This is a genomic window from Streptococcus oralis (assembly GCF_001578945.1).
GTDB classification, from domain to species: Bacteria; Bacillota; Bacilli; order Lactobacillales; family Streptococcaceae; genus Streptococcus; species Streptococcus oralis_Q.
Map to the genome: position 1 here is coordinate 148,834 of NZ_KQ969551.1, position 12,408 is coordinate 161,241.

Genomic DNA, 12,408 nt, shown 5'->3' on the forward strand with positions numbered 1-12,408 from the left:
GATAAAAAACCTACCTCGTTATATTGGGTCAGCTATTTTTCGCTTAAGTTCTCCACAAACTTGGAATCAAAAATTAGAGAACCTTGCTTTGAAATATAGTATAAATCAAGCTACAGATCTTACCTGTACGATATTTGATCCAAGTTTTCCAGAGGGAATCAAAAAAGAATGGCTCTATGATCTGATTGATATGCCATACGAAAACATCGTAGTGAAGGCTCCGAGAAAATACCATGAAATTCTTGTCTACGAATTTGGAGCAGACTATATGACTCCACCGCCTGTTGAACAACAGGTTCCAGGAACTGATAAGAATTATTGGATTGATTAGTAAGAGATTGTTTTCATCGAGAAAGGGGTGTTCAAGATGAAGAATAAAAGATTAGTTAAATCAATCAGTTATAGTTTACTTGCTTTCCTTTGTGTGTTGATTGTTTTATCACAACAAGTTAATGCAGACACCATTACTGCTGGTTCAGGCAATCGTATCCATTTCATAAATACTAAAGCAAAATCGGGGAGTGATGCTATCCTTCTGGAGAGCAATGGTCATTATGCTTTGATTGATATGGGAGAAGATTATGACTTTCCTGATGGGAGTGACCCACGCTATCCAAGTCGTTGGGGAATTTCCATGAGAAATTATCAAGTCTTGGAAGACCGTTTGATTCGCCATCTTGACCAAGTTGGTGTTAAAAAACTGGATTTTATTATTGGAACCCATGTACACAGTGACCATATTGGTGGAGCGGATGAAATACTCAATCGATATCAAGTCGGTAAGTTTTATTTGAAAAAATATTCAGATGATCGGATCACAGCAAACTGGGGACTATGGGATAATCTTTTCAATTATGATAATGCTTTGAGAGCAGCTCAAAAACGAGGAGTTACTCTTATTCAGAATATTTCAGATGAAGATAGCCATCTAAAATTAGGTGATATGGATATCCAGCTCTATAACTATAAGAATGAATATGATGATGAAGGAAATCTGAAAAAAGTTCGAGATGATAACTCCAACTCTATCGTTTCAGTGGTGACTGTGGCAGGAAAGAGAATCTATCTTGGTGGAGATTTGGATAATGCCGAAGGAGCAGAAGATAAGTTAGGCCCAGTTATCGGCAAGGTTGATATGATGAAATGGAATCATCATTATGATGCGACAGTTTCAAATACGATTAATTTTCTTGAAAACCTATCACCAAAGATGATTGTTCAAACAACTGGTGGTGATATTAACCTTGCTTCAACAAGAGAATACCTTCAAACGAAAAACATCCAAGTTCTTCATGCTTCTAGCCAAACTCAAGATGCTACTGTCTTTGATATTAGCGATAAAGGATTTGCTAATGTTTCAAATACTTTTCCTGATATACCTGTAGTTGATGAAAAATGGTACCAGGAAGATGGCTACTGGAAATATCGTTTAGCAGATGGAGAAATGGCTATCGGTTGGAAAGAGATTGGCGGAGCCACTTACTTTTTCAATGGAAAGGGGCAAATGCAGGCCGGTCGCTGGCTTTATGTTAATGATGGTTGGGATCCATATAGTAAAGGTAACTGGTATTATTTAAATGCAGATGGTAAGATGCGAACAGGTGGCTGGTTCAAGTTGGGTGGTTATTGGTATTATATCCAATCAGACGGTGCCAGAAGATTCAGTGAGCTTTCTGAAATTGGAGGGAAGAAATATCTCTTTGCAGCAGATGGAAAGATGCTAACAGGAAATCAATTCTTTAATGGCAAGAAAATGTTCTTTAGCGAAAGTGGTGCACTCCAAACAGCAGGTAAGCCTTCAACTTGGCAAAAGATTGACTCAGATTGGTATTTCTATGATGAGGATGGGCTAAAGACAATCGGTAAAAAGAATATCAATGGAAGCACATACTACTTTAATCAAGAAGGTGTCATGCAAACAGGCTGGGCCTTTGTTGATGGTCACTGGAACTATTTTGCAAGTTCTGGAGCTATGAAAACTGGCTGGATCAAGGATCAGGATACTTGGTATTATCTGGACAAAGACGGTATCATGCTCACTGGAAAACAAGAAATCAACAGTACTCGTTACTACTTGAATGCTAGTGGTGCAATGCAAACAGGCTGGAAGTGGCAAGACAATAGCTGGTACTTCTATACGAACTCAGGTGCTATGAAAACTGGCTGGATTAAGGATAATGAGAAATGGTATTACCTAAATCAAGATGGTATTATGCAGACTGGGAAACAAGAAATCAACGGTATTCGTTACTATTTGAACGCCAGCGGTGCAATGCAAACAGGCTGGAAGTGGCAAGACAATAGCTGGTACTTCTATACGAACTCAGGTGCTATGAAAACTGGTTGGTTGAAAGATAATGAATCATGGTATTATTTGAACCCCGAAACAGGTATCATGGTCGTAGGCTCCAAAGAAATTGACGGTAAAACCTATTTCTTCAAATCCTCAGGTATCATGCAAGTTGGATGGCAGTGGTCAAACGATTCCTGGCATTATTACACTGAGTCTGGTGCACCTCAAACTGGTTGGTTGAAGAATGGCGATGCCTGGTATTATCTTGAAGGTAAGGAAGGCGTTATGTTAGTCGGCCTTCATCAAGTAGATGGTAAGCAATATTACTTTAGCGGATCTGGTGCAATGCAAACGGGCTGGAAATGGTTTGATAACCATTATCGTTACTTTGAATCAAACGGAGCCATGAAAACTGGTTGGATAAAAGATAAAGGTATCTGGTATTATCTAAATCCTGAAGATGGAATCATGTTGGTTGGTCTTCATAAAGTAAATGGTGAACATTATTACTTTGATGAAACAGGAGCTATGGAAACAGGTTGGAAACAACTTGATGGTAACTGGTACTATTTCCAAGCTGATGGTTCTTTGTTGAAGAACGCAACAACACCGGATGGTTACAAAGTAAACGAAGAAGGAATTTGGAAACAGGCTGTTGCTGTTGTGAATGACGAAGCAGATCAGTCAGAAAAGAAACAAGAAGCTAATTCCTCTAGTACTGAACAGCCAAAACAAGATTCAAATCTAGAAGCCAATGCTTCTGAAAAGAAAGAAAAAGAATAAAAAAAATCCCCTACTGGCAACTAATTTATCAGTAGGGGATTTTTTAATTTCGTTTTAATTTAGCAAGTACAAGGTTCAGTGCATAGTGTAATGTTTTGTCTTTGGCGATAAAAAGCGTCAAGAGATAGTAGATTCCACAAGTAGCTATGGTAGAAAGAACCATGAGAATCATATTGAGGTTCACCGTATAGGAACTGATTTGGAAAATCATCTTGAAAATATAGAAGATCGGGATAAAACCAAGGGATATGAGACCATAACGTGTTAAGGTCACAAAGATTTCTTTTAAACTAATTAGTTGATGTTTCTTAATAAAACGAATTTCTAAGAGAACAACGATGGCTTCTGCAAGAATGGTTGTAGCGATGTAATACTCAGGAGCAAAAATATTATTGATATACAAGATACAGTTGAAGAGGAGATTTGCTCCACCACCAGCAAAGTAGAAAGCGGTCAAGCGGTTCTCGTGATCATTGATAAAGATAATTTGCTTTCCAAGAATCAATTCAATAGCCCAGATAATAGTTCGAAAGGCGAAGACGCTGGTTACGATACCCGCTTCAAGATACTTTTCAGAAGAATAGATAACTGTTGCGTATCTCCCCAATATCATAATCCCAATACTAGTTGGAACCATAAGGAAATAGAATAAGGATGCCGCTTGATTTACAAGATAATTATAGGATTTGTAATCCTTTTTCCCGAGGTAGTAGCCAAGGCGTGGAATACTGACGTTGATAGCTCCACTTAAGACACTGGCAATCAACATGACAATACTATAGGCAATTGTATAATAAGAAATATAGTTTTCATCTGGTCCCTTTGTGATAAACATTCTATCTAGCAAGGTGTAGAGCATATTGGCATTTGCCAAGAGAAGCATAGTAAAGAGTGGTTTGGATGCCTTGACTAACTCGATGAAACCAATTTTAACGAAAGAAACCTCTCTCTTGATCCAAAGAAAACTAAGGAGGTAGTTGAGGATAGTGGTCGCTGTCATGACGATAGCATAAGGAACGATATCATCAGCAGTTTTGACAAAGGCAAAGATAGCGACCAGCATGGTAATTCGAATAATCAATGTTTTGTAAAGGATAAAAGCATAGTTTTCATAAGCCTCGTTCATCCATTCGATATTGAGAAATTGGAAGAGTGCTTGGGCCCCTAGGATGTAGTAGAGGACTTTCAGATTTTCAATGCTGGTGTCAAAGAAGATAAAAAGGAAGTAGATACCAGTTGTCAGGAGAGAAGTGAAAACTGAGATATAAAACAGCTTTGAGAAAACATAGTTGATTTTATTCTTGTCATCCTTGACCTTACTGATAGCTCGAATCCCATAGTTATATATCCCAAAGGCAGCTAGTGGAATAACGAAACTTGCCCAGGTATTGGCGGTATTGAAATAACCGTAGTTGGATTTGCTGAGGATCCGCGTCAGATAGGGGTTGGTTATCAGAGGAAAAACGATATTGAGAATATTGACCAGCAAGCTAGCCAATGCATTAACTTTTATATTTTTCATTGAACTTTCTTTCTTAAATCTAAAATCATATCTAGTATTATATCACATTCTCACTTCATTCTTTTGATAAAATCGTAAAAATCTAGTATAATAGATAGACTGAAAATAAGAGGTTACTAGATATGAAGATGAAACAAATTAGTGATACAACACTGAAAATAACAATGACTTTAGATGATTTGATGGATCGGGGAATGGAGATTGCAGACTTTCTCGTTCCTCAGGAAAAAACCGAAGAGTTTTTCTATGCTATTTTAGATGAATTAGAGATGCCAGACAATTTCTTGGATAGTGGCATGCTAAGTTTCCGCGTGACGCCAAAACCAGATAAGGTAGACGTCTTTGTGACCAAGTCCAAGATTGACCAAAATTTGGATTTTGAAGATTTGGCAGACCTACCTGACATGGAAGAATTGGCCCAAATGTCGCCAGATGAATTTCTCAAAACCTTGGAAAAGAGCATTGCAGATAAGACCAAGGACGATATTGAAGCTATCCAATCTCTAGAGCAGGTTGAAGCAAAGGAAGAAGAGCAAGAGCAAACTGAAAAGGAGACTGAGAGCAAGAAAGAACCTTATATCTACTATATCTTGCGCTTTGCAAGCCTTGCTGACTTAGTTGCTTTTGCAAAGACAGTGACTTTTGAGATGGAAACTTCTGAACTCTATAAGATGAATGGACACTATTATTTGACAATCTTAGTCGATGTGGAAAATCATCCTAGTCCATATCCAGCCTGGCTCTTGGCTCGTATGCGTGAGTTTGCAGACGACAGTGACATCAGTCGTTCAGTCTTGCAAGAGTATGGGCAAATCTTGATCAATCACGATGCAGTTCTTAATCTGCAAAAGATTCGTTCATAATTTTTAAAATCAATTTTCATTTATCAAGAAAGACGAATCATGGGATTCGTTTTTTCTTCACTAGACTGAAATAGTGATTTACTATAATAGGAATTTTCACAAAATTCTGTTATAATGGCTATATCAGAAAATTTCTAGGAGACAAACATGACAGTTAAAATTGCTTTACTTGGATTTGGTACCGTGGCAAGTGGTGTGCCCTTCCTCCTAAAGGAAAATGGAGAAAAAATCGTTCAGTCAGCTCATTCGGATATTGAAGTAGCCAAGGTATTGGTCAAGGATGAAGATGAAAAGAACCGCTTGCTTGCAGCAGGGAATAACTTTAACTTTGTGACCAATGTAGATGATATTTTATCAGACAAAGATGTTACCATTGTAGTGGAATTGATGGGGCGTATCGAACCTGCTAAAACCTTTATCACTCGTGCCTTAGAAGCTGGGAAACACGTTGTTACTGCCAACAAGGACCTTTTGGCTGTCCATGGTGCAGAATTGTTAGAAATCGCTAAAGATCATAATGTAGCACTTTACTACGAAGCAGCAGTTGCCGGTGGGATTCCAATTCTTCGTACTTTGGCAAATTCATTGGTTTCTGATAAAATCACGCGCGTTCTTGGTGTCGTTAATGGAACTTCCAACTTTATGATGACCAAAATGGTGGAAGAAGGCTGGTCTTATGATGATGCTTTGGCTGAAGCTCAAAGACTAGGATTTGCAGAAAGCGACCCTACAAATGACGTGGATGGGATTGACGCAGCCTACAAGATGGTCATTTTGAGCCAGTTTGCTTTTGGTATGAAGGTTGCCTTTGACGATGTAGCCCACAAGGGAATCCGCAATATCACGCCAGAAGACGTAGCTGTAGCCCAAGACCTTGGCTATGTAGTGAAATTGGTTGGTTCTATCGAGGAGACTCCTTCAGGTATTGCTGCAGAAGTGACTCCAACCTTCCTTCCTAAAGCACATCCACTTGCCAGTGTGAATGGAGTAATGAACGCCGTCTTTGTAGAATCTATCGGTATCGGTGAGTCTATGTACTACGGCCCAGGTGCGGGTCAAAAACCAACTGCAACAAGTGTCGTAGCAGATATTGTCCGTATCGTTCGTCGTTTGAATGATGGAACGATTGGTAAAGACTTCAACGAATACAGCCGTGAATTGGTTTTGGCAAATCCAGAAGATGTTAAAGCAAACTACTATTTCTCAATCTTGGCACTAGACTCAAAAGGTCAGGTCTTGAAATTGGCTGAAATCTTTAATGCTCAAGATATTTCCTTCAAGCAAATCCTCCAAGATGGCAAAGAGGGTGACAAGGCGCGTGTAGTGATTATCACTCATAAGATTAATAAAGCACAACTTGAGAATGTTTCAGCTGAGTTGGCCAAAGCTTCAGAATTTGACCTCTTGAATACCTTCAAGGTGTTAGGAGAATAGGATGAAGATTATTGTACCTGCAACCAGTGCCAATATCGGGCCAGGTTTTGATTCGGTCGGTGTAGCTGTAACCAAGTATCTTCAAATTGAGGTCTGTGAAGAACGGGATGAGTGGTTGATTGAACACCAGATTGGCAAATGGATTCCCCATGACGAGCGTAATCTCTTGCTTAAGATTGCCTTGCAAATTGCGCCGGACTTGCAACCGAGACGCTTGAAAATGACCAGTGATGTTCCCTTGGCGCGTGGTTTGGGTTCTTCTAGCTCTGTTATCGTTGCTGGGATTGAACTGGCTAATCAACTGGGCAAGCTCAACTTATCTGACCATGAAAAGTTGCAGTTGGCGACCAAGATTGAAGGGCATCCTGACAATGTGGCTCCAGCTATCTATGGAAATCTTGTTGTTGCGAGCTCTGTTGAAGGGCAAGTCTCTGCTATCGTGGCTGACTTCCCAGAGTGTGATTTTCTAGCTTATATTCCCAACTATGAATTACGTACTCGAGACAGTCGTGGTGTCCTTCCTAATAAATTGTCCTACAAGGAAGCTGTTGCGGCTAGTTCTATCGCCAATGTGGCCGTTGCAGCCTTGTTGGCAGGAGACATGGTGACAGCTGGACAAGCAATCGAGGGAGACCTTTTCCATGAGCGCTACCGTCAGGACTTGGTGAGAGAATTCGCGACGATTAAGCAAGTGGCCAAAGAAAATGATGCCTATGCAACCTATCTCTCTGGTGCCGGGCCGACAGTTATGGTCTTGGCTTCTCATGACAAGATGCCGGCGATTAAAGCTGAATTGCAAAAGCAACCTTTCAAAGGAAAATTGCATGACCTGAAAGTTGATACCCAAGGTGTCCGTGTAGAAGCAAAATAAAGAATAGAAGATAGGATGGGGAAACTCTCGACCAGAGGGCTTCCTATCCTTTTTTTGAAAAGAAGTTTATACTCAATGAAAATCAAAGAGCAAACTAAGAAGCTAGCCGCAGGCTACTCAAAACATGGTTTTGAGGTTGTAGATGAAACTGACGAAGTTAGCTCAAAATACTGTTTTGAGGTTGCAGATGTAAGCTGACGTGGTTTGAAGAGATTTTCGAAGAGTATTAGTTAAAAACTTGATAGAGGAGAAACGAAGATGGCAGAAATTTATCTAGCAGGTGGTTGTTTTTGGGGTCTAGAGGAGTATTTTTCACGAATTTCTGGAGTGCTAGCAACTAGTGTTGGCTACGCTAATGGGCAAGTCGAAACGACCAATTACCAGCTACTCAAAGAAACAGACCATGCAGAAACGGTTCAAGTGATTTACGATGAGAAAACAGTATCACTTCGAGAGATTTTACTCTATTATTTCCGTGTCATTGACCCCTTGTCCATTAATCAACAAGGGAATGACCGTGGTCGCCAATATCGAACTGGGATTTATTACCAAGATGAAGCAGACTTACCAGCTATCTATACAGTGGTGCAGGAGCAGGAGCGTATGCTTGGTCGAAAGGTTGCAGTAGAAGTGGAGAAACTTCGCCACTACATTTTGGCTGAAGACTACCATCAAGGCTATCTCAAGAAAAATCCTTCAGGTTACTGTCATATTGATGTGACCGATGCTGAGAAGCCATTGATTGATGCATCAAATTATGAAAAGCCTAGTCAAGAGGTGTTAAGGGAAAGTTTGTCAGCAGAGTCTTACCGTGTTACACAAGAAGCTGCTACAGAGGCGCCATTTAGCAATGCCTATGACCAGACCTTTGAAGAGGGGATTTATGTAGACATCACGACGGGTGAGCCACTATTTTTTGCTAAGGATAAGTTTGCCTCAGGTTGTGGTTGGCCAAGTTTTAGCCGTCCGATTTCTAAGGAATTGATTCACTACTACAAGGATTTGAGTCATGGAATGGAGCGAATCGAGGTTCGTTCTCGGTCAGGAAATGCTCACCTGGGTCATGTTTTCACAGATGGACCGCAGGAGTTAGGTGGCCTCCGTTACTGTATCAATTCGGCATCCTTGCGCTTTGTGGCAAAGGATGAGATGGAAAAAGCAGGATATGGCTATCTATTACCTTACTTAAACAAATAAAACTGAGATGGTGGGTCTTCCCACTTTCTTCGTTTCCATAATAAGAATAGAAGGGATTTATGAAACACTTACTATCTTACTTCAAACCCTACATCAAAGAATCAATTTTGGCTCCCTTGTTCAAGTTACTAGAAGCTGTTTTTGAACTCTTGGTTCCCATGGTGATTGCTGGGATTGTTGACCAGTCCTTACCCCAGAGAGATCAAGGGCATCTATGGATGCAGATTGGCCTGCTCCTTATTTTTGCAGTGATTGGCGTTTTAGTGGCCTTGGTAGCCCAGTTTTACTCAGCAAAGGCAGCGGTTGGTTTTGCCAAAGAACTGACAGACGACCTTTATCGTCATATTCTTTCCTTACCCAAGAACAGCAGAGATCGTTTGACAACTTCGAGCTTAGTGACTCGCTTGACTTCGGATACTTACCAGATTCAGACTGGGATCAATCAATTCCTACGCCTCTTTTTGCGAGCACCTATTATCGTCTTTGGCGCTATCTTTATGGCCTATCGCATCTCGGCTGAGCTGACTTTCTGGTTCTTAGTCATGGTTGTGATTTTGACAATCGTCATTGTAGGACTCTCTCGACTGGTCAATCCTCTCTACAGTAGTCTGAGAAAGAAAACGGACCAGCTGGTTCAGGAAACGCGCCAGCAATTGCAAGGGATGCGAGTTATTCGTGCTTTTGGTCAGGAAAAACGAGAGTTACAGATTTTTCAAATCCTTAACCAAGTTTATGCTAGATTGCAAGAAAAGACGGGTTTCTGGTCTAGTTTGTTAACACCTCTGACCTATCTGATTGTTAATGGAACTCTCCTCGTTATCATCTGGCAGGGCTATATTTCAATTCAAGGGGGGTTACTCAGTCAAGGTGCTCTTATTGCCCTTATCAACTACCTCTTGCAAATCTTGGTGGAATTGGTCAAGCTAGCTATGCTGACAAATTCTCTTAACCAGTCCTACATCTCAGCCAAGCGAATTGAGGAAGTTTTTGCCGAATCTCCAGAAGATATTCATTCAGAATTAGAACAAAAGAAAGTTATCAGCGATAAGGTTTTACAAGTCCAAGAATTGACCTTTACCTATCCTGATGCGGCCCAGCCTTCTCTGAGAGACATTTCCTTTGATATGAAGCAAGGGCAAATTCTTGGTATCATCGGGGGAACGGGTTCTGGTAAATCAAGCTTGGTGCAAGTCTTACTTGGTCTTTATCCAGCAGACAAGGGAAGCATTGACCTTTATCGAAATGGACGTAGTCCTCGTAATCTTGAGCAGTGGCGGTCTTGGATTGCCTATGTGCCCCAAAAGGTCGAACTCTTTAATGGAACTATTCGTTCCAACTTGACTCTAGGTTTCAATCGAGAAGTATCTGACCGGCAACTCTGGCAGGCCTTGGAGATTGCGCAAGCTAAGGATTTTGTCAGTGAAAAGGAAGGACTTTTGGATGCCCTAGTTGAGGCAGGAGGTCGAAATTTCTCAGGCGGACAAAAACAAAGGCTGTCTATCGCACGAGCGGTATTGCGCCAAGCTCCATTTCTCATCCTAGATGATGCTACCTCGGCCCTCGACACCATCACTGAGTCCAAGCTCTTGAAAGCTATCCGAGAGAATTTACCTAACACGAGCTTAATCTTGATTTCTCAACGGACTTCGACACTTCAGATGGCTGACCAGATTCTCCTTTTGGAAAAAGGTGAGTTACTAGCTGTTGGCAAGCACGAGGATTTGATGAAGACTAGTCAAGTTTATCGTGAAATCAATGCATCCCAACATGGAAAGGAGGACTAGCATGAAACGACAAACTGCAAACCAGACGCTCAAACGTTTGGCTAAGGATTTAGCAAGCCATCCCTTCCTCCTTTTCCTAGCCTTTCTAGGAACTATTGCCCAAGTTGCTTTATCGATCTACCTACCTATCTTGATTGGGCAGGTCATTGACCAAGTTCTCGTGGCTGGTTCATCACCAGTTTTTTGGCAGATTTTCCTCCAAATGATATTGGTGGTCATAGGAAATACTCTGGTACAATGGGTTAATCCTATCCTCTATAATCGTCTAATTTTTTCTTATACCAGAGACTTGCGAGAGCGAATCATTCATAAGCTCCATCGTTTACCGATTGCTTTTGTGGATCGGCAAGGCAGTGGAGAGATGGTTAGTCGCGTGACCACAGACATAGAACAGCTGGCAGCCGGCTTGACCATGATTTTTAACCAATTTTTCATTGGCGTCTTGATGATTTTGGTTAGTATTCTAGCCATGCTCCAAATTCATCTCCTCATGACCCTCTTGGTCTTGCTGTTGACGCCTCTGTCCATGGTAATTTCACGATTTATTGCCAAACGGTCCTATCATCTCTTCCAGAAGCAAACAGAGACGAGGGGAATTCAGACTCAGTCGATTGAAGAATCGCTTAGCCAGCAAACTATTATCCAGTCCTTTAATGCTCAGACAGAGTTTATCCAAAGACTGCACGAGGCGAATGCCAACTACGCAGGCTATTCTCAGTCAGCCATCTTTTATTCTTCAACGGTTAATCCTTCGACTCGCTTTGTCAACGCACTCATTTATGCTCTTCTAGCTGGAGTAGGAGCTTATCGTATCATGATGGGGTCCACCTTGACCATTGGGCGTTTAGTGACTTTTTTGAACTATGTCCAACAGTACACTAAGCCCTTTAACGATATTTCTTCTGTTCTAGCTGAGTTACAAAGTGCTCTCGCTTGTGCAGAGCGTGTCTATGCTGTCTTAGAAAGTCCTGAGGTGGCTGAAACAGGTAAGGAAGTCTTGACCAGTGACCAAGTCAAGGGAGCTATTTCCTTTAAACATGTTTCTTTTGGATACAATCCTGAAAGGATCTTGATTAAGGATTTGTCTATCAATATCCCAGCTGGTAGCAAGGTGGCCATCGTTGGTCCGACAGGTGCTGGAAAATCAACTCTTATCAATCTTCTCATGCGTTTTTATCCTATTAACTCGGGAGATATCTTGTTAGATGGTCGTTCCATTTACGACTATACCCGAGCATCATTGAGACAGCAGTTTGGCATGGTGCTCCAAGAAACCTGGCTCAAGCAAGGAACCATTCATGACAATATTGCCTTTGGAAATCCTGACGCTAGTCGGGAGCAAGTGATTGCTGCTGCAAAAGCAGCTAACGCAGACTTTTTTATCCAACAGTTGCCACAGGGGTACGATACCAAGTTGGAAAATGCAGGCGAATCTCTCTCTGTCGGTCAAGCCCAGCTCTTGACCATCGCCCGAGTCTTTCTAGCTATCCCTAAGATTCTTATCTTAGACGAGGCGACTTCCTCCATCGATACACGGACAGAAGTGCTAGTTCAGGATGCCTTTGCTAAACTCATGGAAGGGCGCACAAGTTTTATCATTGCCCACCGCTTGTCAACCATTCAGGATGCGGATCTGATCCTTGTCTTGGTAGATGGTGACA

9 protein-coding genes and 1 pseudogene are annotated in these 12,408 nt (G+C 41.3%); 9 read left to right on the plus strand and 1 reads right to left on the minus strand.

Features of this window, described 5'->3' with window-relative positions:
- Window positions 1-331 (plus strand): annotated as a pseudogene (locus SORDD16_RS11615) (LicD family protein); the annotation flags it as partial.
- A gap of 36 nt (window positions 332-367) precedes the next feature.
- Complete coding sequence (locus tag SORDD16_RS03425) at window positions 368-3,076, plus strand: MBL fold metallo-hydrolase (RefSeq protein WP_061452388.1); 2,709 nt, start codon at window positions 368-370, stop codon at window positions 3,074-3,076.
- A 43-nt stretch (window positions 3,077-3,119) separates the two neighbouring features.
- Here SORDD16_RS03425 and SORDD16_RS03430 read toward each other — a convergent pair whose 3' ends face one another.
- A complete protein-coding gene (locus tag SORDD16_RS03430; RefSeq protein WP_061452389.1) occupies window positions 3,120-4,598 on the minus strand; it encodes an oligosaccharide flippase family protein in 1,479 nt (492 codons plus the stop codon).
- A 122-nt stretch (window positions 4,599-4,720) separates the two neighbouring features.
- On the opposite strand from SORDD16_RS03430, the gene mecA reads away from it, so the two are divergent.
- From mecA to SORDD16_RS03460, 7 genes are all read left to right on the plus strand, one after another.
- Window positions 4,721-5,461 carry an adaptor protein MecA gene (mecA, locus tag SORDD16_RS03435; RefSeq protein ID WP_061452390.1) on the plus strand — a complete coding sequence of 247 codons (741 nt, stop codon included), beginning with the start codon at window positions 4,721-4,723 and terminating at the stop codon, window positions 5,459-5,461.
- Window positions 5,462-5,608: 147 nt separating this feature from the next.
- Window positions 5,609-6,895: a homoserine dehydrogenase gene (locus tag SORDD16_RS03440; RefSeq protein WP_061452391.1), complete on the plus strand. Its 1,287-nt coding sequence runs from the start codon at window positions 5,609-5,611 to the stop codon at window positions 6,893-6,895.
- Window position 6,896: 1 nt separating this feature from the next.
- The gene (gene thrB, locus SORDD16_RS03445; RefSeq protein WP_061452392.1) at window positions 6,897-7,766 is read left to right on the plus strand and encodes a homoserine kinase; all 870 of its coding nucleotides are present in this window, start codon (window positions 6,897-6,899) and stop codon (window positions 7,764-7,766) included.
- Window positions 7,767-7,841: 75 nt separating this feature from the next.
- Complete coding sequence (locus SORDD16_RS12160; protein WP_277730389.1) at window positions 7,842-7,964, plus strand: hypothetical protein; 123 nt, start codon at window positions 7,842-7,844, stop codon at window positions 7,962-7,964.
- 60 nt (window positions 7,965-8,024) lie between these two features.
- Window positions 8,025-8,963: a peptide-methionine (R)-S-oxide reductase MsrB gene (gene msrB / locus SORDD16_RS03450; RefSeq protein WP_061452393.1), complete on the plus strand. Its 939-nt coding sequence runs from the start codon at window positions 8,025-8,027 to the stop codon at window positions 8,961-8,963.
- Between the two features lie 59 nt (window positions 8,964-9,022).
- On the plus strand, window positions 9,023-10,747 hold the full coding sequence (locus SORDD16_RS03455) for an ABC transporter ATP-binding protein (RefSeq protein ID WP_061452394.1): 1,725 nt from the start codon (window positions 9,023-9,025) through the stop codon (window positions 10,745-10,747).
- A 1-nt stretch (window position 10,748) separates the two neighbouring features.
- Window positions 10,749-12,408 (plus strand): ABC transporter ATP-binding protein (locus tag SORDD16_RS03460; protein WP_061452395.1); only part of this gene is annotated, 1,660 nt, incomplete at its 3' end.

Coding starts and splice junctions, on each gene's coding strand:
- mecA (WP_061452390.1), top strand. CDS start 4,721: ATGAAGATGAAACAAATTAGTGATACAACACTGAAAATAACAATGACT.
- SORDD16_RS03425 (WP_061452388.1), top strand. CDS start 368: ATGAAGAATAAAAGATTAGTTAAATCAATCAGTTATAGTTTACTTGCT.
- SORDD16_RS12160 (WP_277730389.1), top strand. CDS start 7,842: ATGAAAATCAAAGAGCAAACTAAGAAGCTAGCCGCAGGCTACTCAAAA.
- msrB (WP_061452393.1), top strand. CDS start 8,025: ATGGCAGAAATTTATCTAGCAGGTGGTTGTTTTTGGGGTCTAGAGGAG.
- thrB (WP_061452392.1), top strand. CDS start 6,897: ATGAAGATTATTGTACCTGCAACCAGTGCCAATATCGGGCCAGGTTTT.
- SORDD16_RS03430 (WP_061452389.1), bottom strand. CDS start 4,598: ATGAAAAATATAAAAGTTAATGCATTGGCTAGCTTGCTGGTCAATATT.
- SORDD16_RS03455 (WP_061452394.1), top strand. CDS start 9,023: ATGAAACACTTACTATCTTACTTCAAACCCTACATCAAAGAATCAATT.
- SORDD16_RS03440 (WP_061452391.1), top strand. CDS start 5,609: ATGACAGTTAAAATTGCTTTACTTGGATTTGGTACCGTGGCAAGTGGT.